This is a genomic window from Amycolatopsis sp. NBC_01480, assembly GCF_036227205.1.
GTDB lineage: Bacteria > Actinomycetota > Actinomycetes > Mycobacteriales > Pseudonocardiaceae > Amycolatopsis.
Map to the genome: position 1 here is coordinate 8,315,288 of NZ_CP109442.1, position 22,128 is coordinate 8,337,415.

The 22,128-nt window shown below is 70.7% G+C and carries 24 protein-coding genes; 4 read left to right on the forward strand and 20 right to left on the reverse strand.

Annotated features, from left to right (window positions below):
- Window positions 1–98: 98 nt before the first annotated feature.
- The 9 genes from OG371_RS39135 to OG371_RS39175 form a co-directional block, all read right to left on the reverse strand.
- On the reverse strand, window positions 99–1,199 hold the full coding sequence (locus tag OG371_RS39135) for a serine hydrolase domain-containing protein (RefSeq protein ID WP_329061378.1): 1,101 nt from the start codon (window positions 1,197–1,199) through the stop codon (window positions 99–101).
- On the reverse strand, window positions 1,196–2,776 hold the full coding sequence (locus OG371_RS39140) for an ABC transporter ATP-binding protein (RefSeq protein WP_329061380.1): 1,581 nt from the start codon (window positions 2,774–2,776) through the stop codon (window positions 1,196–1,198). Before OG371_RS39140 ends, OG371_RS39135 begins: the two co-directional genes overlap by 4 nt.
- A complete protein-coding gene (locus OG371_RS39145) occupies window positions 2,773–3,663 on the reverse strand; it encodes an ABC transporter permease (RefSeq protein WP_329061382.1) in 891 nt (296 codons plus the stop codon). Before OG371_RS39145 ends, OG371_RS39140 begins: the two co-directional genes overlap by 4 nt.
- 73 nt (window positions 3,664–3,736) lie before the next feature.
- The gene (locus OG371_RS39150; RefSeq protein ID WP_329061384.1) at window positions 3,737–4,690 is read right to left on the reverse strand and encodes an ABC transporter permease; all 954 of its coding nucleotides are present in this window, start codon (window positions 4,688–4,690) and stop codon (window positions 3,737–3,739) included.
- Window positions 4,687–6,282 carry an ABC transporter substrate-binding protein gene (locus OG371_RS39155; protein ID WP_329061386.1) on the reverse strand — a complete coding sequence of 532 codons (1,596 nt, stop codon included), beginning with the start codon at window positions 6,280–6,282 and terminating at the stop codon, window positions 4,687–4,689. Before OG371_RS39155 ends, OG371_RS39150 begins: the two co-directional genes overlap by 4 nt.
- 35 nt (window positions 6,283–6,317) lie before the next feature.
- Window positions 6,318–6,752, reverse strand: coding sequence for a thioesterase family protein (locus OG371_RS39160; RefSeq protein ID WP_329061388.1), 435 nt, complete (start codon window positions 6,750–6,752; stop codon window positions 6,318–6,320).
- The gene (locus OG371_RS39165) at window positions 6,745–7,698 is read right to left on the reverse strand and encodes a 3-hydroxyacyl-CoA dehydrogenase NAD-binding domain-containing protein (protein ID WP_329061391.1); all 954 of its coding nucleotides are present in this window, start codon (window positions 7,696–7,698) and stop codon (window positions 6,745–6,747) included. The genes OG371_RS39160 and OG371_RS39165 overlap by 8 nt, the downstream gene beginning before the upstream one ends.
- Window positions 7,691–8,584 (reverse strand): 3-keto-5-aminohexanoate cleavage protein, encoded by an 894-nt coding sequence (locus tag OG371_RS39170; protein ID WP_329061393.1) that lies wholly within the window; start codon window positions 8,582–8,584, stop codon window positions 7,691–7,693. The genes OG371_RS39165 and OG371_RS39170 overlap by 8 nt, the downstream gene beginning before the upstream one ends.
- Window positions 8,584–9,435 carry a TetR/AcrR family transcriptional regulator gene (locus OG371_RS39175; RefSeq protein ID WP_329061395.1) on the reverse strand — a complete coding sequence of 284 codons (852 nt, stop codon included), beginning with the start codon at window positions 9,433–9,435 and terminating at the stop codon, window positions 8,584–8,586. Before OG371_RS39175 ends, OG371_RS39170 begins: the two co-directional genes overlap by 1 nt.
- A gap of 197 nt (window positions 9,436–9,632) precedes the next feature.
- Here OG371_RS39175 and OG371_RS39180 point away from each other — a divergent pair, with 197 nt between their 5' ends.
- The gene (locus tag OG371_RS39180) at window positions 9,633–10,253 is read left to right on the forward strand and encodes an enoyl-CoA hydratase-related protein (RefSeq protein ID WP_329061397.1); all 621 of its coding nucleotides are present in this window, start codon (window positions 9,633–9,635) and stop codon (window positions 10,251–10,253) included.
- 170 nt (window positions 10,254–10,423) lie between these two features.
- Here the strand turns inward: OG371_RS39180 and OG371_RS39185 are convergent, their stop codons facing one another.
- The 9 genes from OG371_RS39185 to OG371_RS39225 all read right to left on the reverse strand — a co-directional run bounded on the left by OG371_RS39185 (window position 10,424) and on the right by OG371_RS39225 (window position 17,669).
- Entirely contained in the window at window positions 10,424–11,362 is a 939-nt protein-coding gene (locus OG371_RS39185) for an ASCH domain-containing protein (RefSeq protein ID WP_329061399.1), read from the reverse strand.
- Between the two features lie 72 nt (window positions 11,363–11,434).
- Window positions 11,435–12,349 (reverse strand): IS3 family transposase, encoded by a 915-nt coding sequence (locus tag OG371_RS39190; protein WP_329057475.1) that lies wholly within the window; start codon window positions 12,347–12,349, stop codon window positions 11,435–11,437.
- Window positions 12,349–12,681, reverse strand: a complete 333-nt coding sequence (locus tag OG371_RS39195; RefSeq protein ID WP_329057902.1) for a transposase — start codon at window positions 12,679–12,681, stop codon at window positions 12,349–12,351. The genes OG371_RS39190 and OG371_RS39195 overlap by 1 nt, the downstream gene beginning before the upstream one ends.
- A gap of 55 nt (window positions 12,682–12,736) precedes the next feature.
- A complete protein-coding gene (locus OG371_RS39200) occupies window positions 12,737–13,228 on the reverse strand; it encodes a hypothetical protein (RefSeq protein ID WP_329061401.1) in 492 nt (163 codons plus the stop codon).
- Between the two features lie 5 nt (window positions 13,229–13,233).
- Window positions 13,234–13,839: an ATP-binding protein gene (locus tag OG371_RS39205; RefSeq protein ID WP_329061403.1), complete on the reverse strand. Its 606-nt coding sequence runs from the start codon at window positions 13,837–13,839 to the stop codon at window positions 13,234–13,236.
- Complete coding sequence (locus OG371_RS39210) at window positions 13,836–14,693, reverse strand: hypothetical protein (protein ID WP_329061405.1); 858 nt, start codon at window positions 14,691–14,693, stop codon at window positions 13,836–13,838. The genes OG371_RS39205 and OG371_RS39210 overlap by 4 nt, the downstream gene beginning before the upstream one ends.
- A gap of 83 nt (window positions 14,694–14,776) precedes the next feature.
- Window positions 14,777–15,574, reverse strand: a complete 798-nt coding sequence (locus OG371_RS39215) for a carbon-nitrogen hydrolase family protein (RefSeq protein ID WP_329061407.1) — start codon at window positions 15,572–15,574, stop codon at window positions 14,777–14,779.
- 14 nt (window positions 15,575–15,588) lie between these two features.
- Window positions 15,589–16,905 carry an MFS transporter gene (locus OG371_RS39220; protein ID WP_329061408.1) on the reverse strand — a complete coding sequence of 439 codons (1,317 nt, stop codon included), beginning with the start codon at window positions 16,903–16,905 and terminating at the stop codon, window positions 15,589–15,591.
- Window positions 16,902–17,669 (reverse strand): HpcH/HpaI aldolase family protein, encoded by a 768-nt coding sequence (locus tag OG371_RS39225; RefSeq protein WP_329061411.1) that lies wholly within the window; start codon window positions 17,667–17,669, stop codon window positions 16,902–16,904. Before OG371_RS39225 ends, OG371_RS39220 begins: the two co-directional genes overlap by 4 nt.
- A 133-nt stretch (window positions 17,670–17,802) precedes the next feature.
- Between OG371_RS39225 and OG371_RS39230 the strand changes: the two genes are divergently transcribed.
- The 3 genes from OG371_RS39230 (at window position 17,803) to OG371_RS39240 (ending at window position 20,774) form a co-directional block, all read left to right on the forward strand.
- Window positions 17,803–18,477: a GntR family transcriptional regulator gene (locus tag OG371_RS39230; protein ID WP_329061413.1), complete on the forward strand. Its 675-nt coding sequence runs from the start codon at window positions 17,803–17,805 to the stop codon at window positions 18,475–18,477.
- A gap of 87 nt (window positions 18,478–18,564) precedes the next feature.
- Complete coding sequence (locus tag OG371_RS39235) at window positions 18,565–19,887, forward strand: M20/M25/M40 family metallo-hydrolase (RefSeq protein WP_329061415.1); 1,323 nt, start codon at window positions 18,565–18,567, stop codon at window positions 19,885–19,887.
- Window positions 19,887–20,774, forward strand: coding sequence for an alpha/beta fold hydrolase (locus OG371_RS39240; protein ID WP_329061417.1), 888 nt, complete (start codon window positions 19,887–19,889; stop codon window positions 20,772–20,774). The genes OG371_RS39235 and OG371_RS39240 overlap by 1 nt, the downstream gene beginning before the upstream one ends.
- Window positions 20,775–20,819: 45 nt before the next feature.
- Here OG371_RS39240 and OG371_RS39245 read toward each other — a convergent pair whose 3' ends face one another.
- Window positions 20,820–21,044 (reverse strand): DUF5703 family protein, encoded by a 225-nt coding sequence (locus OG371_RS39245; RefSeq protein ID WP_091613906.1) that lies wholly within the window; start codon window positions 21,042–21,044, stop codon window positions 20,820–20,822.
- Window positions 21,041–22,057 carry a YncE family protein gene (locus OG371_RS39250; protein WP_329061422.1) on the reverse strand — a complete coding sequence of 339 codons (1,017 nt, stop codon included), beginning with the start codon at window positions 22,055–22,057 and terminating at the stop codon, window positions 21,041–21,043. The genes OG371_RS39245 and OG371_RS39250 overlap by 4 nt, the downstream gene beginning before the upstream one ends.
- Window positions 22,058–22,128: the final 71 nt, after the last annotated feature.

Genomic DNA, 22,128 nt, shown 5'->3' on the forward strand with positions numbered 1-22,128 from the left:
CCGGGCTGGCGGCCCAGGGGCTCGTGAGTGGTTATGACGGTTCTAACCGTCATAGCCACTCACGAGCTTTTGCGTGCCAACGTTGCGTGGTGCGGCATCTAGAGGGCTCCGTCCAGCGCGGCCAGCAGCGAAGACGCCCGCCCATCCACGTCCTCGGCCTGCAGTTCGTTGGTGGTGAAGGAGAAACCCACGCCTCGAGACGGCCACGCTCCGTGGCGGCCGCCGCCGGCGCCGGAGTGGCCGAAGGCGGACGGGTCGGCTGTGGGTGGGCCGTAGGTGCCGATCGGGTCGGCGAGTTCGTAGCCCAGGCCGAAGCGCAGGGGGCGGTCGTTGATGGCGTCGATGCCCTCGGACCAGGTGCGGGTGGCCTGCGCCAACACGGCGGCGGGCAGCAGGGAGCCGGTCAGCAGGAGGTCGTACAGGCGGGCCATCGCGCCCGCCGTGGCGACCGCGCCGCCGGCCGCTAGTTCGGCGCCGCGGTAGGCGGGGGAGTTCATTGTGTCAGTGGAGTCGAGCAGGCCGCGATACATGCGCTCGACGATCTGCCGCCGCGCGGGGTCCTGCAGGAAGGTGCTGATCCGGTAGCCGGGCGCGCGGTGCAGCGTCGCCACCGGGACCGACGGCGGCGTGCCCAGTCGCAGGTCGAGGCCGTGTGGAGCGGCCAGCAGTTCCTGCACCAGCTCGCCCACGCGTTGGCCGGTGACGCGGTGCAGCAGTTCCGTGACGAGGTAGCCGTAGGTCAGCGCGTGGTACGCCACCTTCGTGCCCGGCGTCCACAGTGGACGCTGGGCGGCGAGGGCGGCGGCGTTCGCCGCGTTGTCCGCCATCGGCAGGTCCGGCTCGACGTACGGCAGGCCGACGGAGTGCGCCAGCACCTGCGAAACCGGCACGTCCGCCTTGCCGGCCGCGGCGAACTCCGGCCAGTACCGCGCGACGCGCTCGCCCGGGCCCAGCAGCCCGTGCGCGGTCAGCATGGCGACCACTGTCGCGACAATCCCCTTGGTACCGCTGAAAACCACGACCCGCGTGTCCCGCGTCCACGGCACCCCGGGCGACGCCGACCCGCCCCACAGCTCGACGAGCGGCTCGCCGTGGCGCACGACGCTGAACGCCACACCGCCCGACGAAGCCGCGACGATGTCGGCGAACGCCGAGCGCACGCCCTCGAACCCGGGCCGGATTTCGCCGTGGACGGTCATAACCGCGGCGTATTCGCCAGCAGCTCGCGGGTGTACGAATGCGAGGGGGCCTTCAGCACGTCATCGACCGTACCCTCCTCGACGATCTCCCCGCCGCGCAGAACGGCCACGCGATCGGCGACCTCGGGCGCCAGCGCGATGTTGTGCGTGACGAACAGCATCGCCATGCCCAGCTCCCGCCGCAGCTCGCCGAGCAGCTCGACGATCGTGGCCTGCACCGAGACGTCCAACGCGCTGGTCACCTCGTCGCACACCAGCACGTCCGGCGTGGTGACGAGCGCGCGGGCGATCGCGGCCCGCTGCCGTTCCCCGCCCGAGAGCTGGTCGGGCAGCCGGTTCGCCAGCTCGCGCCCGAGCCGGACCCGGTCCAGCATCTCGGTGACGCGCTCGCGCCGCTGCGCCCGGGACAGCGAAGTCAGCCGCACCAGCGGAACCTCGATCGACTGCGCGACGGTCTTGCGCGGGTTCAGCGAGGAGAACGGGCTCTGGAACACGTACTGGATCCGACGCCGCTCGTCGTTGCTGCGCTGCCGGGTGGCGGCCGCGAGCGGCGTGCCCTCCAGTGCGACGGTGCCGGTGTACTCCCGCGCGAGCCCGGCGATGCACTGCGAAAGCGTGGTCTTGCCGGACCCGGACTCGCCCAGCAGCATCACGCATTCGCCCCGCGTCACCGAGACGTCGACACCGCGCAGCACCTGGAGATCGCCGAAGGAGACGTGGATCCCGCGCGCCGCCAGCACCGCGTCCGACGGCGGGGGAGCGGTGCCCGCGTCCGCGGCGAGGTCGGGCACGGCGGCCAGCAGCCGGCGGGTGTACGCGTGCGTGGGCCGTCTCAGGACCTGTTCCGCGGGCCCGGTCTCGACGACGTCGCCCTGGTACATCACCGCGACCCGGTCGGCCAGCTCAGCGACCACGGCCAGGTCGTGCGTGATATAGAGCGCCGCGACGCGGTGTTCGGCCGTCAACGAGCGCACGGTCTCGAGCACCAGCGCCTGGGTCATCACGTCGAGCCCGGTCGTGGGCTCGTCGAGCACGACCACGCTCGGCCGGCAGGCGAACGCCATCGCGATGCCCACGCGCTGCTGCTGCCCGCCGGAGAGCTGGTGCGGGTAGCGGCGCCGGTAGTCCTCGTCCGCGGGCAGCCCGACCTCGGCCAGCACCTCGGCCACGCGGTCCTCGACCGGGCCCGGATAGCCATGCGTCTCAAGGACTTCCGCGATCTGCAGGCCGATCCGCAACGCGGGGTTCAGCGACAGCGCGGGGTCCTGCGGGATGTAGGCGATCACGTTGCCGCGCAGCTTCCGGCGCCCGGCGGCGTCGAGGGCGAGGATGTCGACGGGCTCGCCCTCGCGCGGGCGGACGGTGACCGTCCCGCCGGCGGAGACGAGGCCGCGCCGGAAGTGTCCGAGTGCGGCCAGTCCGGCGGTGGTTTTGCCGGAGCCGGACTCGCCGACCAGCGCGAGCACTTCCCCGGGGGAGATGGCGTAGGAGACGTTGCCCAGCACCGCGCGGCCCGTGGCGGTCCGCACGGCCAGGCCGGTCACCTCCAGGGCAAGTCCCTCAGTCGGATCAGTCATGAGCGGGCCTCCCGGGTGCGTCCGGCCGCGGCCGAGGCGAGCGAGTCGGCGACGAGGTTGGTGCCGACGGCGAGCAGGGCGATCGCGGCCACCGGCAGGAGCACGCCCCACGGCTGCACGACCAGTGCGATCCGGTTCTCGTTGATCATCAGGCCCCAGTCGGCCGTGGGCGGCTGGATGCCCAGGCCCAGGAACGACAGCGAAGCGATGTAGCCGATGGAGAACGTCAGCCGCAGCCCCACCTCCACCATCAGCGGGCCGGTGATGTTCGGCAGGATTTCGCGCAGCAGGATCTGCCCGCGCGGCACCGCGTACATCTCGGCGGCGCGGATGTAGTCGCTGCCCCGCACCGCAACGGTGGCCTGACGGGCGACGCGAGCAGTACGCGGCGCGTGCGTCAGGCCGATCACCAGGACCAGCAGCCAGCCCTTCGGCCCGATCACCGCGATCGCCAGCAGCGCGATGACCAGCTGGGGGAAGGACAGCAGGACATCGTTGCCGCGCATCAGGATGCTGTCGAGCCAGCCGCCGCCGTAACCCGCGATCATGCCGATCAACGCGCCCAGCACGATGCCCAGGATCGTGGCGAGCACCGCATACAGCAGCAGCGTGGTGCCGCCGGAGAGGAACCGGGTGAGCACGTCGCGGCCGAGGCCATCGGTGCCCGCGATCCCGTCCGGCTTGAACGGCTTGCCCGCGAAGTCCGTGGTGCCGTAGCCGGTCAGCACCGGCCCGAGCCACGGGCCGAGCAGCGCCACCAGGACGACCACGCCGGCCAGCACCGTGCCGACCTTGGCCTGCGGGAACGCCCACGCCGTGCGCCACAGCCCGGCCCGTTTCACCGGCGCTTCGTCGGACACCGACGGCACAGTTTCCACGGCGGTCATCGGACAGCCTCCAGTGTCTTGCGTGACACCCGCACCCGGTCGGCGACACGAGCGAGCTGCCGCGATTGTGTGCTCATGCCGCCTCCGTCCGGAGTTTCGGATCCGCGAGGATGCCGACCACGTCGGCGATCAGGTTCACCACGATGTACACCGCGGCGATGAGCAGCGTGATGGCCTGGACCACGGCGACGTCGCGCTTGCCCACCGCGTCGATCAGCGCCTGGCCGATGCCGGGGTAGCGGAACAGGAATTCGACCACCACGACCCCGCCGGCGAGCCAGGCCAGCTGCAGCGCGACCACCTGCGCGACCGGTCCCACCGCGTGCGGCAGCGCGTGGCGCACCAGCACCGTCCGCTCGCGCAGGCCCTTGAGCCGGGCCATTTCCACGTAACCCGAGTCGAGGACCTCGTTCATCGTCCCGCGCATCATCCGCGTGATGTACGGCATCACCACCAGCACCAGCGTGAGCACGGGCAGCACGAGCTGGCTCGGCTGCCGCCACACCGCTTCGCCGGGCGGGGTGAGCGTGACCGACGGCAGGACCTTGAACACCGTGGTGGCGAACAGCACGATCAGCGCGATGCCGATCACGAACTCCGGCAGCGCCGCGATCACCAGGCTGATCCCCGAGACGGCCTGGTCGGCCGCGCGGCCGCGGCGCAGCGCGCTCCAGGTGCCGAGCGCGAGGCCGAGCGGGGTGGCGATCACCGCGGCGAGGACCAGCAGGACCAGCGACGCCGAAACCCGGTCGGCCAGGAGCGCCGTCACCGGGCCCTGGGTGGAGGTCGACGTGCCGAGGTCGCCGGTGAACAGCCCGCCGAGCCAGTCCAGGTAGCGCTGCCAGACCGGCTCGTCGAGGTGCAGCTGGTGCTGCAGCGCGGCGATTCGCTCCGGTGTCGCCTGCTGGCCGAGGATGGCGCGCGCCGGGTCGCCCGGCAGCAGCAGGGTCGCGACGAACACCAGCAGCGTCACCAGCCACAACACGGCGAGGCTGACGAGCAGGCGTTTGACGATCAGTCTGGTCATGCCGCACCTCCAGGGGCGGTGCCGAGCCAGGCTTCGCGGAATTGGTAGCCCGAAAGCGAGATCCCGGTCCGGTCGGGCACCAGCCCGGCGACGTAGGCCTGGTGGGCGTCCACCTGGTCGACGAAGCCCCAGACGATCAGCCCGCCCCGTTCGTACTCGATCTGCTGCGCCCGGTGGAGCAGGTCGCCCCGGGCCTTAGCGTCCACAGTGGAACTGGCCCGGGTCACGAGATCGGTGAATTCCGGGTCGCTCCAATGGGTTTCGTTGTACGGCGCCTTCGGCAGCGAGCCGCTCGCGACCTGCGGCAGGTAGTTTCGGGTGTACCAGAAGTCCTGCGCGAAGTCCCAGGACAGGTAGTTCTCGCCGTAGAACGTGGTGGTGTCGAGCTTGCGGATGCGCACAGTCACCCCGGCCGCCTTCGCCTGCTGCTGGAACACCTGCGCCGCCTCGACCGCGCCCGCCTGGATCGGCGCGGTGACCAGCTCGATGTCGAGGTCCGGCTTCCCGGCCGCGGCCAGCAGCCGTTTCGCCTCGTCGATGTTCTGCCTGCGCTGCGGCAGGTCTTTCGCGTACGCCGGGTCGAATGGCGCGTACAGGTCATTGCCGACCCGGCCCTGGCCGCTGAGCACCTGGTTGATCATCTGCTCGCGGTCCACCACCAGCCGCAGTGCCTGGCGCACCCGCACGTCGTCGAACGGCGGCCGGTCCACGCGCATGGTGAACGGCAGCCAGGTGCCGGTGTCGGAGGTGAGCACGCGCATGCGGGGGTCGCTGCGCAGCACGTCGACCAGCGCCACCGGGACCTGGTCGATGGCGTCCACCTGGGAGGACAGCAGCGCGTTGATCCGGGCGTCGTCCTCGGCGAAGTTGATCAGCACCAGCTGGTCGGCGTACGGCTGGCCGGGCCGCCAGTAGTGCTCGTTGCGCACGAAGGTGCTCTGCAGCCCGGCGGTGAACTGGCCCATCCGGAACGGGCCGGTGCCGATCGGCCGCTTGAGGTCGAAGTCGGCCGGCACGATGCCGAGCGAGTACTGGCCGAGCAGGTCGTCGAACCCGGCGTTCGGCTCGGTGAGGCGGAATTCCACGGAGTGGTCCCCGGACGGCACCACCTCGCCGAGCATGGTCAGCCCGGCGGCGCCGCTCTTCGGGTCCTTCGGGTCGGTGATCCGCTTGAACGTGGCCACCACGTCCGCGGGCGTGACCGGGCGGCCGTCGTGGAACTTGATGCCCTCGCGCAGCACCGCGGTCCACGTCCGGGCGTCGGGCGAGGAGGTCATCGACTGCGCCACCACCGGTTGCAGCCGGTACTCGTGGTCGCGCAGCAGCAGCGGCTCGTAGAGGTTGATCACCCGCGCGATGTCCGGGTTGGTCGCCGGGATGTGCGGGTCGATGGTGTCGGACGCGCCGCCGCCGGTGACGCCGACGCGCAGCGTGCCGCCGCGCCGTGGCGGGCCGGTGGGCGCGGCGGCCGCGACGCCGTTGCCGCCGCACGCGGTGAGCAGGGGAGCGGCGCCCAGCAGGGCGGCACCGCCGACGGCCGCGGTCAGGAACCGGCGGCGGGACCAGGGATTCGGCTTACATCGCGCTTCCATAGGAGTCTTTTCGGTGGGGACGGGGTTCGGGAGGGTCAAGCGATCGCGCGCCCCGCGTAGTCCGGGACCGGGCTGGCGTACTGGCGGAGCCGCTCCGCGACGTCGCCGGGGAACGGCGAGGCTCTGCCCTCGGCGACGTGCAGGCACAGCAGTTCTTCGGTGGCCACCAGCTCGCCGACGACACGCATCTCGTGACACAGCCGGGTCTTCTTCGCCCCGACCGACAGCACGGAAGTGGCCACCTCGAGTTCGGCGTCCGCGCCTACCTCGCGCAGGTACCGGACGTGAGCCTCCACTGTGTACAGCGAGGCGCCGGTGGCCGCGCGGTACGCCGGGTCGAGGCCGGTGGCGTCCATCAGCGCGGTGGTGGCGTCGCCGAAGACGAGCACGTAGTACGGCTCGGAAAGGTGGCCGTTGTAGTCGATCCACTCCGGACGGACCCGGTCGCGGTGCACCAGCGGCTCACCCACGACGGGCCTGCCCGACGGCCTCCTGGATCGCGATGATCGCCCGGTCGCGTTCGGCGACGAGGTCGGCGATGGTGCGTTCGCCGGCCTCTTCCTCGCAGCCCTCGACCACGGCGTCGCGTAGCTTCTTGGTCAGCTCCGGCGCGTCGAGGCGGGTCCACGGCGACTTCAGCGACGGCCCGAAGTGGTCGAGCATGTGCGCCATGCCGCCCTCGCCGCCGGCCAGGTGGAAGGTGAGCATCGGGCCCTGGACCGGCCAGCGCAGGCCCGGCCCGTCGGTGATGGCGGTGTCGATCTGCTCGACGGTGGCCTCGCCGTTCGCGACCATGTGCAGGGCTTCCCGCCACAACGCCTCCTGCAGCCGGTTCGCGATGAACCCGGGTACCTCGTCGGCCATGGCGATCACGGTCTTGCCCACGTGGCGGTAGAACGCGCTCGCCCACTCGACCGCCTGCGGCGAGGTCAGCTTCCCGCCGACGACCTCGACCAGCGGGATCAGGTACGGCGGGTTGAACGGGTGGCCCACCACGAGCCGCTCCGGCGTCTTCGCCGCGACCTGCATCTCGGTCATGCCGTACCCCGAGGTCGACGACGCGATCACCACCCCGGCCGGGGTGACGGCGTCGATGTCGGCCAGCAGCTTCTGCTTGAGCGCCAGGTCTTCCGGCGCGCTCTCCTGCACGAACCCGGCACCCTCGACGGCCTCGGCCAGCGTGGCCGTGACGGTCAGGTTGTCCCGGCTCGCGCCGTCGGCCAGGCCGAGGCTGGTGAGCGCGGGCCAGGCGGCGTCGACCAGCCGGGTGAGCTTCGCGGCGGCGTCCGGCGCGGGGTCCCACGCCCGGACGCGGTAGCCGCGGGCGAGGAAGTGCGCGACCCAGCCGCCGCCGATCACGCCCGCGCCCACGCAGGCGACAGTGTCCACAGTGTCTACAGTGGATATCTCAGGCATGGACGCGCTCCTTCAGCCCGAGGATCTGGCGCGCCCGGTCCGGCCCGACGACGGTGGCGCCGAGGTCGCCGACGATCCCGACGGCGCGCTCCACGAGCTGCCCGTTCGTCGCCTTGACCCCGCGGGCCAGGTACAGGTTGTCCTCCAGCCCGACCCGGACGTGCCCGCCGAGCAGCACGGACTGCGCGACCCACGGCATCTGGTCCCGGCCGATCGCGAACGACGCCCACTGCGCGCCCACGGGCAGCAGCTTCACCATCGCGCCCAGCAGCCCGGGGTCGGCGGGCGCGCCGTACGGGATGCCCATGCAGAGCTGGAACAGCGGCGGCGCGTCGATCAGGCCCTCTTCGACCATTTTGGACGCGAACCACAGGTGCCCGGTGTCGAAGATCTCCAGCTCGGGCTTCACGCCCAGCTCCTGGATCCGGCCGGCGCCGAGGCGCAGCATGTCCGGAGTGGACACGTAGAGCTGGCTGCCCTCGCCGAAGTTCAGCGAGCCGCAGTCGAGCGTGCAGATGTCGGGCAGCAGCTCCTCGACGTGCGGGAGCCGCTCCAGTGCGCCGACCAGGTCAGTGCCGTCCACCGGCTTGAGCGGGTCCTCCTGGTCGAGCACCAGGTCGCCGCCCATGCCGGCGGTCAGGTTGACCACGACGTCCACATCGGACTCGCGGATCAGCCGAACCGCCTCCCGGTACAGCGCGACCTCCCGCGAGGGCGCGCCGGTCCCGGGCTCGCGGACGTGGATGTGCACCACCGCCGCGCCGGCGTTGGCGGCCTCGATCGCGCTGGCCGCGATCTCGGCGGGGGTGACCGGCACGTGCGGGCTCCGGCCGACGGTGTCGCCGGCGCCGGTGAGGGCGCAGGTGACGATGACCTCGTGGTTCATCAGGCTCCCTTGACGATCGAGGATTCGATGAAGTCGTGCAGGTGCTTGCGCATGGTGGCCACGGTGCTGCCCGGCTTGTGGGTGAGCACCTGGATGCCGAGCCCGTCGATCAGCGCGGTGAGCTGCTCGGTGGCGGCCTCGGGATCGGCCACGTGGAACGCGTCCTGCTCCTGGCCGGTGCGGATGGTCATCAGGATGGTCCGGTGCCAGCGGTCGTACGAATCGGTGTACAGCGACCGCAGCGCCGGGTTCAGCGAGACCTCGTTCCACACCTGCAGCCAGACCGACCATTCGGCGTGCAGCACGCCGTCGGCCGGGAGTTGCAGCTCGACCAGCTTCAGCAGCCGGTCATGGGCGTCATCGACGGCGTGCAGCTCGGCGACCTGCCGGTCGAACGCGAGCTTCACGTTGCGCCGCAACGCTTCGTTCAGCACCTCGGTCTTGCTCGGGAAGTGGTAGTGGATGGTGGCGGTGCTGGTGCCGCACGCCTTCGCGATGTCCGCGATGCGCACCCGGTGGTAGCCGCGCTCGGCGATCAGCTGCCACGCGGTCTCCAGGATCCGCCGCCGCGGCTCGGATTGCCCGGGCTCACCGGCCAGCCGGGTGGCGGGCGCCGGGACCGCGGTGACGGTCTTCGCGTCGTCGCTGCCGTTGAGCAGCCAGTTGACCGTGACGCCGCAGTATTCCGCGACGCGGACCAGCTCGTGGGGCGAAAACCGGCGGGTGCCGGTGAGCGCCTTGGACAGTTTCGTCTCGTCGAGCCCGATCGCGGCGGCGAACTCCCGCTGGGCTCCCGGCATGGACCGGATCAGCTCCCGGACCCGCGTCCGCAGCTGCTCCGTCTCGTCCATGCCGGACGACGGTAGCCCGGTGTTGCGATAATCGCAATACTCCCGTGGCTGGCGGTCGTTCAGAGCGGCAGATCCCTGCGGCGAAAGGGAATTGCGATGACGGCTTGACTGTCGGGTCAGTCGGCGGGCGAATTGCCATCGGGCCGCGGTGCGGCTACCGTCCCCGGCATCCGGTCCTCCGCGCCACCTGGAACACCATGATCACCGCGTCCCCGAGCGTCGTCCGCACCGAAGTCTTCGACGGCGTGCTCGTCGCCACCATCGACCGTCCGGGCGGCAACGCCATGGACCAGCACGTGAGCCGGGCCCTGTTCGAAGCGCTGATGCGGCTGGGCGGTGACCCCGGCCTGCACGCCGGGGTGGTCACCGGCGCGGGCCCCGAGTTCTTCTGCGCCGGCTGGGACCTGGCCCCCGGCGTCGGCGGGATCGCCGGCGTCCACGACCTGTTCCGCGTCGGCAAGCCGCTGATCGCCGCGGTGAACGGGCTCGCCCGCGGCGGCGGGTTCGAGCTGGCGCTGGTGGCCGACCTGATCGTGGCCGCCGAGCACGCCGAGTTCGCCCTGCCGGACCCGGCCGCCCGGGTGCCCGCCGAACTCCCGGAAGAGCTGGCCGACGAGCTGCGCCGCGGCGACGGCAGGCTGACGGCGGCGGCCGCGGCGCGCTGCGGGCTCGTCCACCGCGTCGTCCCGGCGGGCACGGAACTGCCGGTGGCCCTCGACCTGGCGCACCGGCTGGCGGCGGCCCCGGGCGCGGCCGCGCTGGTCAAGGAGATCGGCCGTGGCACGGGGAAACCCGCTCCGGGGGCGGGCGGCGAGTAGCGGGTCACCGGCCGTGGCACACGGCTGAGCCGGGCCACTGAACCAGGATTTCCGCCTTCGGCAGCCCACGATCGGACCACAGCCTCAACGTGAGTGGAGGTGGCCGCAATCGCGTGATCGGGCCGGCTGAGCGCCAGTGACGCCGATGCCGCTCGGCGTTGAGGTGGCAGTCAGGCGGGGCGGGGCGGATCGACCAGCTCGATACCGATCGCGACAACACCGATGGCTTCGCGTTCGGGTGGGTAGATCTGGCGGATGTTGGCCAGCTGCTCGGCACGGTTGGCGAGCGGGTTGACCGACGTGACGTCCTGGTGGTCGAACATCTCCTCGAAGGTGGCGTATCGATTGACAGCGGTGACGCGGGTCAGGACCTGGTCGCCCTGGCAGCGGAACCGGATCAGCGACCCTTCCTTGATCTTGCGGCGACTGGAGTCGTTGACCCGGACTTCCGTAGTTTTCCGGCCAGTGGCGATGAGGTCGAAGTAGCGCTTGTAGATGCCCATTTCGTGCGCGCGGATCACGGTTTCGGTGGGGCGTGCGGTCATAAGGTGGCCTAGTTCCTTGACGGTGAAGGAGCGGAAGAAGTGCTTCGGGTCCGTCAGCAGCTCGCTGACCAGCCAGACCATGGCGTCGACGTAGTCATTGATCGAGCCGGGCCAGGCGCTGGTGTCGAGCATCCATGGCTCGACATCGGCCGGCAGCGCGCCCTTTCCCTGCTCTCGCAGCAGCGACTTCGATAATTTCGCACCAGTGGGGGCGAGCACCTGTGGGGTAAAGATCCGCATCGGCATGTGTGCCGGTGGGGTGTCGAGCGCGCCGAGTGCCCCGTCGACGAGCTGACAGCCGAAGACCCAGTCGCCGCCCTTCATCATCACGTGCAGCGTGCCGGGGTCGCGGCCGAACGCACGCTCCTTGACGAGGTTCCGGTACAACGTTGCCAGGTCGAGGTAAGGCGCGTCGTCTTCGGGATCAATGTGGGCCTCGTAGGTACCGTGGTCGAGGCAGACCGCAGTGAACGTGGCGCCGTCTTCGTCGAGGTGTGCGAGCTTGGTGCGGTCGCCGCGCTTCTCTGCCCACCCGCAGTTCGGGCATGGCACCCGGACGTGCACTTGGCCGTGGGAAGGCGCCATCCACCAGCGGATGTCGTCCAGTGAGGTTCCCCCCGAACAGTGGACAGGTCTTCAAGCAGCTTTCGCTGCGCCTGTCAGGGACTGTTCGTAGCACACAGGATTGAGCATCCCGATAGCCGAGTGACGCCTCTCATTGTTGTACCGACCGATCCACTTGTCAACTGCAGCAACAAGTTCTGCCTTGACTGTGAACGTGTGGCGGTAAAAGTACTCGTGCTTGAACGTTGACCAGAACGATTCCGCGGGGCTGTTGTCCCAGCAGATACCGGTCTCACCCATCGACCGTTTCAACCCGTACCGGTCGCAGGCTCGCGCCGTCAACCCGGCCGTGAATTCCCCACCGCGATCGGAATGCAGCACTGTGCCGGCGACACCGCGGCTGCGGCAGGCCACCGCCGCGTCGATGGCCTCACAGACCATGTCAGCACCGATATGGTCGGCGACGATGTGCCCGAGCACGCGGCGGGAATGCCCGTCGCGGATCGCGCACAAGTACAGATCACCCTCACCGCAGGTGAGGTAGGTGATGTCGGTCAGCCAGACCGCGTCGAGCTTGCCCTGGTCGAAGTTGCGTCGCACCAGATCCGGCGGAAACGACGCCGCCGGGTCAACCACCGTGGTGCGGACTTTGAAGGTGCGGGGACTGATGCCCTCGATCCCGATTCCGGCCATGATTGCCGCGACGGTTTTCTCGTTCACTGTTTCACCGCGTGCCCGTAGTTCGGCGGTGATCCGCGGGGACCCGTAGGTACCGTCGGACTCGGTGTGTACGTCGAGGATCTTCACCGCCAGATCAGCGCGGCGCTGCCGCCGGGGCGTCAACATCGTTGCTGCGGAACGTTTCATGTACGCGTAGTAGCCGGACGTCGAGACACCGAGCAGCCGCGCCATGCGCAGGACAGAGAACCGTGTGCCCTCGGGTGGTGTGGAGCCGGCGGGCTCGTCGGGGCCGGCGTACTTCGCCATCAGATCGAACCTCGCGGGTTCTTCTGCATCGCGGCAAAGTACGCCGACGCTTTTACCAAGAACGCGTTGTCCTTCTCCAGCTCGGCCACCTGCCTGCGCAATCGCAGCAGTTCGGCTTGCTCTGCAGCTTCCAGGGGTTTCTCGCCGTGGACCCCGGCGGCGGCGATCCTCCGCCGTTCGTCTTTGACCCAGACACTGAACATCCCCGGATCGATCCCCAGCTCACGGGCAACCTCGGCGATCGTGCGGTCGGAGTCGATCACACGATGCGCAGCCTCAATCTTGTACTCGGCCGTGTACGACCGACGCTTACGAGGAGGCATAACGGACATCCTTCCAGCAGGACCGCAGTCCTGCTAGCTCGGTGTCCACCGCCCAGGGGGAACCTCACAGGTGTTCCAGCGTGCGCAGGAACTCCGCCCGGAACCCGGGGGTGGCCTGCTGATCGGTGTAGGTCTCCACGTCATAGTCAGTGTCGGTCGCTTCGGACAGGGAGTCGAAAAACTCCTGATAATAGCGATCGATCAGTGCGCCGATGCCGTCCTTGCCCAGTGCGTGGTAGTAGGTCTGCTGGTAGGCGTGGTGGGTCTCCGGGTCGAGCACAACGTCGTGCGGGGCGTTGTCGAGCGCACTGAACCGCACCACCGTGTCGGTGGAGAACTCCCGCCGGGCGATTTTTGCCAGCAGGAACGCCGAAGTCTGCACCAGATTGGTGCCCAGGTGCGGGGCGCCGTTGATCTGGGTGCCCACCACGAACTCGATCCGGGACGGCCGCGCGGCGAGTACGCGCGGCCGCAGCAGGTCGATCGATCTCAGCAGCGCGTTGGCCAGCACACTGTTAGGCGAGATCAGCAGGCCGGACTTCGCGTTGCGGGACAAGGCGTTCACACCTTTCGGGGTGGTTTGGGCAGACGCAGATTGGCGCAGATGAAGTCCAGGCGTGAGGCCGCGGAGTCCGGGGCGACGAACACCGGTTCGTAGCCGGCGTCGTAGTAGCCCTGCACGATCAGTTCGTGCACGCGGCGGATCTCGCGGTCTTTGGCCCACACGATGTCGTCGGGTTCCTCGAAGGTGTCCAGTGGATCGAGGACGAAGATCGCGTCGTACCGATAGCGAGCGGTGGCCTCCTCCAGTTCGCGGGTCGGTTTGAGGCCGAAGAACCCTTCCCAGCCGTAGCCATCCGGAATACCTCGGTTGTACAAGCGGATCCCGTGCTCATGGGCGGTGTACTCGGCGACGAACGCTTCGAGGACCTCCAGCGAGTACTCGCGCCGGTCCTCGCGCAGCAAGTGGCGGCCGAGGCGTTCACGGTGCTTTCGGTAGATTTCCCGGCCGGGTTCCTCGGCCATGCACGGAATCCTGGCCGCGTGCACCGCCTCGATGAGGTCGTCTTTCCCGGAGCTCGGGCCGCCGGTGATGACGTAGCGGCGCGGATCGCCGCCCGCCGCGGCCTCCAGTGCGACAGCCAAAGCGGTGCTGATGCTGGTCACGACGACTGTCCGTTCTTCTCGGGGTATGGGGTGCCAGGCAGGAAGCCCTTGACCCAGGCGTTGCCCAGCCCGGTCTCGCCGTGCAGGGAGCTGACGAACTGCTCACGGCTGGCGCCACCGCCGGCGGCCTCGACCAGCCGGGAGGCCTGCGCCTCGGTCAGCGCCGGAACCCAGCCGGCCAGTGAGATCAGCAGGTCCGGTTCCTGGTCAGGGGCGAACGCGGTGGTATAGCCGGTTACCTCGCCCCGGGCCACGGCCCAGCGCCAGGCTGCGGTCACCGCCTGATGGCCGATATCGATCCTGTCGGCGTCCAGACTGATCAGCCGCTCGATCGTGAGCAACTCGGCGCGGGCGGCATAGATCGCTGACCACAGCCGCGAGAGGTTTTCCTCGTGCTCGGCGACTTCCCAGGCGAACGGGTCCGGCTGTACCGGCTGCCGCTCCGTGAGCGGGGCCAGGCGCGGGGCGATCATGGGGGACCGAGTGAACCGGTCGGCGTCGGCCAGCAGTTCCCAGGCAACCTTCTCGATCAGCCGGGGTTCGACCCGCTTGCGGAAGTGGTGCACCTCGTGACCCGCCTGCTCGGCGGCCAGGTCCCGGCGGGCGGTGAGGTTTTGACCGGGCTCGGCCGGCGGCAGCCCGAAGAGAGCACGCGCGGCCGGGGCGTAGCGATTGTCGGGGAAGCGGGCGAGCAGACCACGCAGGGTGCTGTTCAGCGCGGCGGTGCGGCTGGCCTCATCGGCGGGATCGATCGCCCGCGCGACGATCCCGTGCAGATCGAGCAGGACCGGCTCGGCGACCGCCGGGATGACCGGCAGCCCACGCCGTAGAAGCCGCGCGACCGCGGCGACCACCTCGTCATCTACTGGGCTTTTTGTGGGCATGGGATTGAGTTAAGCACGATGCCCACAAAAAGCCCAGCCCGACGGCCCGGTCCTCAGCGTTCGGCGACCGTGAACCGCCGAAGGTCCAACGCCGGGTTCTTCGCCCGAACCTCGGTAATCCGCGCCGCCGTCACCTCGGCGACCGCGGTGCCGGTCTGCTCGCCCAGGGAGGCGACCACCACGCCCATCGGGTCGACGACCAGGCTGGTGCCGGAACCGGTGGGCGCGGCCTGGTCCGCGGCGGCGACGTAGACGGTGTTCTCGATCGCGCGCGCCCGCACCAGCGTGCTCCAGTGGTACTCCTTCAGCGGCCCCGGCACCCACTCCGCGGGCAGCAGCACCACCTGCGCGCCCGCGTCCGCGAGCCGCCGCGTCACCTCGGGGAAGCGCAGGTCGTAACAGGTCTGGAGGCCGAAGGTGAGGCCGTCCACCTCGAACGTCTCCGGCGCGGTGATCGGCCCGGCCTCGACCACGTCGGACTCGCGGAAGCCGAACGCGTCGTAGAGGTGGATCTTGCGGTACAGGGCGGCAATGGCGCCGTCCGGGCCGGCCGCGACGAGCGTGTTCGAGATCCGGGAACGGCCGGGCAGCGCCTCGTTCATCCCGGCGACGACGGCGACGCCACGGTCTTTCGCGAGGTCGCGCAGCCCGGTGGCGAAGGGTCCGTCGAGGTCTTCGGCGGCGTCGACGAACCGCTGGTCCATCGCGGGCACGGTGAACATCGTGTACTCGGGCAGCAGCACCAGCCGGGCGCCGCGGGCCGCGGCCTCGTCGACCAGGCGGGTCACCTCGGCGAGGTTCGCGGTCTTGTCGTCGGTCGGGGCGAACTGCGCGACGGCCACGTTGACCATGGGGGAGTGTCCTTTCAGGAGCTGGGAAGACGTTCGATGCGGCCGAGCACGGCCGTGTAGCAGAAGATCCCGGCCAGCAGCACCACGCCGGTGAGCAGGAACGCGCCGGAGAACGAGCCGGTCAGGTCGACCACGGCGCCGGTGACGATCGGGGCCGCGATGCCGATCAGGTTCGCGATGAAGTTGACCAGACCGCCGAGCGTGCCGGAGTTCCCTTCGGGTGCGATCACCGCGACGATGCTCGCCCCGGCCGGCACGGAGACCGCGAGCCCGGCGGCGCCGATCGACAGGAACACCAGCGCGACCGCGATCGACCCGGCGTACGCGGCGCCCGCGACGGCGAGCGAGACCAGCATGCTCGTCACCAGCACGAGGCGGCGGGCCCGGGTTTCGTTGCCGCTGCGGGCGATCAGCCGGTCCATCACCACCCCGCCGACGAGGAACTGCGCGAGCACCGCGACCAGCCAGGGGATCATCGTGTAGAAGCCGCCGGCGAGCAGGTTGACGCCGAACTGCTTCTCCAGGTACCCCGGCAGCCAGGTGAGCAGCACGTAATAGGCGTAGGTATAGGACGCGTAACCCAGCGCCAGGCCCCAGGTTTTCCGCCGCCGCAACAGGTTTCCCAGTCCGGCGAGTGAGCTGGGCGCCGGCGCGTCCTCGTCGTCCGCGCCGCCTTCACGCAGGTAGGCGTACTCCGCCTCCGACAGCCGCCCTCGGGCCAGCGCCTGCTTCGGCGTCAGGTAGAGCAGCCACCACACCGCGAGGTAGACCAGGCTCAGCGCGCCGGTGAACAGGAACGCCGCGTGCCAGCTGAACGCCGTGACCAGGAACGCCATCACCGGGATGCCGATCACGTTGGAGATCTTGGCGCAGCCGTCGAAGATCGCGGTGGCCCGGCCGCGCTCGTCGCGCGGGAACCACTGGCCGATCGCCTTCCAGCCGGCCGGGATCGTCGGCGCCTCGCCGAACCCGAGAACCAGCCGCGAAACCAGCAGCAGCCCGAGCCCGCCCGAGGCGGCGGTGAGGAATGACGCCATGGCCCACAGCGCGGCCGCGGCCCGGTTCACCCAGCGGACGCCGATCCGGTCGATCAACGAGCCGATCGGCAGCTGCAGCAGGGCGTACGTCCACAGGAACGCCGAGGAGACCAGCCCCAGCTGCGCCGCGCTGAGGTGGAACTCCCGCATCATCTCGGGCCCGGCGATGGACAGGTTCACGCGGTCGACGTAGTTGACGAACGTGCCGACGCCGAGCACCCCGGCGATGGTCCACCGCACCCGGCCGGCCGTACGCGCCCGCGTGCCGGCCGGGGCCCGCTGGGCGGTGGTCATCGGGACTCCCCGGCCGTGCTTTCCCTCAGGGCGGCCGTTTCCTCGAACGCCGCGGTCAGCCCGGCGGCGAGCGCGCCGTGCTGCATCGTGAGCGCCAGCTGCCCGGCGCCGTGCCGCAGCGCGAACTCCTTCTCCGCCCGGCTCCACGCCGGCAGGACCCACGGCTTCCTGGCCGCGTGCGCGGCGTCGGCCACCCGGCGCAGGTCCGCGAAGTCGCCGTCGGTCCGGGTGTAGGCGCCTCGTTCGCGACGCAGCGAGAGGTCGGACGGGCCGACGAACACACCGTCCACTGTGTCCAGTGCCAGGATCTCGGCGATGTCCTCCAGCGCGCCGGCGTCCTCGATCATCGGCAGGCAGCGCGTGCGCCGGTCCTGCTCGGCCACCCACTCGTCGGTGAACCCGCCGTACCCGGTGGTGCGCCCGCCCGCGAAGCTGCGGTCGCCCAGCGGCGGAAACTTCGCGAACGCGGTGACGGCCTTGGCGTGCGCAGCGTTCTCCACGTGCGGGATGACCACGGCGTCGGCGCCGAAGTCGAGCGCTTGCTGGATCGGGCCGCGCTCCGGGCCGAGCACCTTCGCGAGCACCTCCAGGCCGAGCGCGCGCAGGAACGGCACGAACCGCTCCAGGTCCGCCAGGTCGAAGGCGCCGTGCTCGATGTCGAGCACCGCCGCGCCGTAGCCGATCCCGCGAGCGATCTCGGCGGCGGCGAAACCGGGGTCGGAAAGCCAGACGGCGTAACGCCGATCGGCGGGGACTGGGGGCATCCGGACCTCCTCCGCGCGGGGTGGCCGAAGCCACCGCAGATTGTGTGCACCGTGTATACACGATGGATATCACCCGGTCCAGAGGTGTAGGCTCGCCTCCGCGCCGAAGTCGGCGCCGGACGAGGGGAGAGGCATGACCACCACCGCACCGGGCACGGTTCCGGTCGAGGGCGGCGGACCGGCGCGGGACCGGGTGTACGCCTGGCTGCGCGACGGGATCATCTCCGGCGAGCTGGAGGGCGGCCGGTTCCTCGACGAGCTGTGGGTCTCCGGGGTGGTGGGCGTGTCCAGGACGCCGGTGCGCGAGGCGTTCCACCGGCTGGAGGCCGAGCGGTTCATCAGCCTGCTGCCGCGCAAGGGCGCGCAGGTCCGCACGGTCACCGCGCGCGAGCTGGAAGAGGTCTACCAGAGCCGGCGGCTGATCGAGGGCCACGCGCTCGGCGAGGTCTGCGCCGCGCGGGCGGGCGCCCCGGCCGAGATGGCCGGGCTGATCGAGCAGATGGACCGCGCCGGCAAAGACCGCGACTGGTTCGCCGTCTCGGGCCTGGACCGCCAGTTCCACCGCGCGATCGTCAACGCCGCGGGCAATTCCGTGCTCACCGAGCTGTACGACACGCTCCGCTCGCGCCAGCAGCGGGTCGCCGTCCGCGCGCTGGAGGCCCGGCCCGAACGGCTGTCGATCATCGACGCCGAACACCGCCAGCTGGTCGCGGCGATCGACGCGCACGAGCCGGCCACCGCGCTGCGCCTGCTGAACGAGCACCTGCGGCCGGTGTCCGAGGTGGTCTCCGCGCTCGAGCGCGGCTGACCGCGGCCGGGCCTGTTCGGGAGCCCACACCGGGTCCCGCGGTGCGGGACGGCGGCATCCGGCCGGGCCGGATGATAGGAATGGCCGGTGACCGAACCGAACCTGATCGACGCCGCCGCGGACGAGGCCGTCACGCTGACCAGCGAGCTCATCCGCATCGACACCACCAACACCGGCGACCCCGAAACCCTCGTGGGCGAGCGCGCCGCGGCCGAGTACGTCGCGGAGAAGCTGACCGACGCCGGCTACGAGATCACCTACGTCGAGTCCGGCGGCAAGAACCGGCACAACGTCGTGGTCCGGCTGCCCGGGGCCGACCGCTCGCGCGGCGCGCTGCTGATCCACGGCCACCTCGACGTGGTCCCGGCCGATCCGGCGGAGTGGTCGGTGCACCCGTTTTCCGGCGCGGTGCAGGACGGCTACGTGTGGGGGCGCGGCGCCGTCGACATGAAGGACATGGTCGGCATGACGCTCGCGTTGGCCCGGCACTACAAGATCAACGGCATCGTGCCGCCGCGCGACCTGGTGTTCGCCTTCGTCGCCGACGAGGAGGCCGGCGGCAAGTTCGGCGCGCAGTGGCTGGTGGAGAACCGGCCCGAGCTGTTCGAAGGCGTCACCGAGGCGATCAGCGAGGTCGGCGGCTTCTCGATCACGCTGAAGGACAACGTCCGCGCGTACGTGATCGAGACGGCCGAGAAGGGTATCCGCTGGATGAAGCTGCGCGTGCGCGGCACCGCGGGCCACGGCTCGATGATCCACCGGGACAACGCCGTGACGAAGCTGGCCGAGGCGGTGGCGAAGCTCGGCCAGCACCAGTTCCCGTTGGTGCTGACCGATTCCGTGCGCGAGTTTCTGGCCGGCGTCACCGAGATCACCGGCTGGGACTTCCCCGAGGACGACCTGGAGGGCTCGGTCGCCAAGCTGGGCAACATTTCCCGGATGATCGGCGCGACCCTGCGCGACACCGCGAACCCGACCATGCTCACCGCCGGCTACAAGTCGAACGTCATCCCGTCGGTCGCCGAGGCCGCGGTGGACTGCCGCATCCTGCCCGGCCGCATCGACGCGTTCGACCGCGAGCTCGACGAGCTGCTCGGCCCGGACATCGAGAAGGAGTGGATGGAGCTGCCGCCGGTCGAGACCACCTTCGACGGCGCGCTCGTCGACGCGATGACGGCCGCGGTGCTCGCCGAGGACCCGGGCGCGCGCACCCTGCCGTACATGCTCTCCGGCGGCACGGACGCGAAGTCGTTCCAGCAGCTGGGCATCCGCAACTTCGGCTTCGCCCCGCTGAAGCTGCCGGCCGACCTGGACTTCTCCGGGCTCTTCCACGGCGTCGACGAGCGAGTGCCGGTCGAGGCGCTGAAGTTCGGCACCCGGGTGCTGGACCGGTTCCTGCGCTCGTCCTGATGCCGGACTTCACGCTCGCCGACGGGACGCCCCTGCACATCGTGCGCCGGGGCGACCCCGAGGCGGCCGTGACCGTGCTGCTGCTGCACGGGTACGCGCTCGACCAGCGCAGCTGGGACCGGGTCGGCCCGACGCTCGCGGCCGCGGTCGACGAGCCGCTCGCGGTGGTCAGCTACGACCACCGCGGGCACGGCGGCTCCGGCCGCGCCCGCCGGGGCACCGCGACGATGGCCCAGCTCGGTGACGACCTCGCCGAAGTCCTCGAACGCGCTGTGCCGGAAGGGCGCGTGGTGCTCGTGGGCCACGACATGGGCGGGCTCGCGATCATGTCGCTGACCCAGCGGCATCCGGAGTTGTTCGCCCGCCGCGTGGCCGGGCTGGTGCTGCTCGCGACGTCGTCCGGGCGGCTGGCCACGGAGGCCTCGGCGGCGTGGCCGAACGCGCTGGGCAAGCTGGCACAGGACCTGGAAATGGTGCTCGGCGGCAAGCTGTACGGGCTGGTCCGCCAGCGCACCAGCCGTGCGGTGAGCGCGGGACTGCGGTGGTGGCTGTTCGGCGACGACCCGAACCCGGACCTGGTCGAGCTGACCGTGAAGATGATCCGCGGCAACTGGCCGCACACCGTCGCGCAGTTCCGGCCGGCGCTCGACGCGTACGCGCGGGAAGCGGCGCTCTCGCGCGTCGGCGGGCTGCCGGTGACGGCGATCGTGGGGGAGCGGGACCGGATCGTCGCGGCCGAGGACGTGGAGCAGCTGGTCGGCGGCCTGGCGAACGGGACGGCGGTGGTGCTGCCGGGGATCGGCCACGTGGTCCCGCTGGAGGCCGCGGCGCAGGTCGTGCCGCGGATCGTCGCGCAGGTGCGCGCGGTCTACCGCCAGGACTCGTGAGTGTTCATGCCGGTTCTAACCGTCATACGCACTCACGAGGCTTGATCAGGTGGAGAGGCCGGGCAGCCGGTCGGCGGCGGTGCGCTTGCGGCGCAACCAGATCCGCCGGGTGCCGTCGGCGTAGAGGCGCACGTTGCGCAGCTCCCAGCCGGCGAACTCGGCGTGGATGGACAGCTGGACCATCGCCGCTTTGCGGGACACCCCGGGGGGCAGCCGCAGGCGGCGATACTCCCAATCCCCTTCGACCACCGCCTCGTCGACCGTCGTCATGGCTGGATCACCTGGGTCCCTTCCCCGGCGGCCGAGCCCACGATCACCCGGCCGGTCTGCTCGTCCACGCCCACCGAGTCCGGCTGGCGCACGGTCGGAAAACGGTACTTCTCGGTCGGCTCGCCGCCGCGGACGTCGAACCCGACCACCTGGTTGGTGCCGGTGAGCGTGACCCACGCGAGGCTGCGCTGATTGTCGTAAGCGATGCCGTACACCCCGCCCGGCACCGGGTAGCGCTGCCGCAGGATCAGCGGGCCGGTGGAGAACGCCAGCAGCGCGCCGGCGCGGGCGTCGGTGACCAGCACGCGGCCGTAGGAGTCGGCGACGGCGTTCGCGGCGCCATCCCCGGCGCGCAGGCCCTCGCCCATCGTCCCGGCGTTCACGTCGACGCTGAACACGGCCGTGCGCAGCCGGTCCAGCACCACCACGTTCTGGCCGGTGTCGATCACGTCGTCGGCGCTGTAGAGCTGCCCGGTGATGGTCTTGGTGACCGCGCCGTTCGCCAGCACTTCGACGGCCTTGCGGTCGCGGACGGCCACGAGTGTGTCCGCGCCGTCGGCGACGCCGGCCGCGGGCTGCCCGGCCACCGGCTCGGTGCGCAGCTGCCCGCCGGGCAAGGAGATCCGGGCCAGCACACCCTTCGTCGGGATGCTCGCGAGCGCCTGGCCGCCGGAGGCCGACAGGCTTTCGGCGGGCCCGGGCAGGGGCACGGTGATCTTGGGCGCGCCGAGCGAGCCGAGGTCGTACACCTGCACCGAAGGCGGCTGCGCGAGCGCGACGACCAGCGTGTGGCTCTGCTGGTCAGTGGCCAGCGCGGAGACCGCGGACGTCGCCAGCACCTGGCCGGCGGGCTTCATGCTCACCGCGGGGGAGACGGCCGCCTTCGCCGCCACGGGGTTGTTCACCACCTGCAGCGAGTCGGTGTTGTCCTGCCCGCTGGACGAGCACGCGGACAGCGCCAGGGCACCGGCCAGCGGGATCGCGATCCGCGACACGGCGGTGAGCCGACGCACCTTGAAGCCTCCTGCTTTCCTTCGGCGAGGTGTCCTCACCAGCATCCCCCACGATCGTCCTGCCGTCACGT